The 248-nt window shown below is 74.6% G+C and carries 1 protein-coding gene; it reads right to left on the bottom strand.

Annotated features, from left to right (window positions below):
- On the bottom strand, positions 1-248 hold a 248-nt coding region (locus ACQG3P_RS21345; RefSeq protein WP_426806171.1), incomplete at both ends, for a TilS substrate-binding domain-containing protein.

Raw genomic sequence — 248 nt, 5'->3', positions numbered from 1 at the left:
CAACCGCTGGGCGCCGATCAGTGCCAGTTCGCCACCCTCGGGGAGTGCCAGTGGGCTGGCGCCGTCCCACTGCACGCTCCAGTCCAGCGGCAGTGCCCAGGCCATCGGCAGCAGGTACAGGTGGCCGCGCCAGCGGCGGATGCGCCCGCCCTGCCAGGCGAACTGCGCATCGGCATCCGGGGCAGCGGGCAGCAGTTCGCGTGCGATGGCCTGGACGCCCGCGGCCGGCAACGGCGGTTGTCCCGCGC

The organism is Stenotrophomonas sp. SrG (genome assembly GCF_050031795.1).
GTDB classification, from domain to species: Bacteria; Pseudomonadota; Gammaproteobacteria; order Xanthomonadales; family Xanthomonadaceae; genus Stenotrophomonas; species Stenotrophomonas rhizophila_A.
Note: the sequence above shows the minus strand (reverse complement) of the source record. Positions and strands in the feature narration are given on the sequence as shown.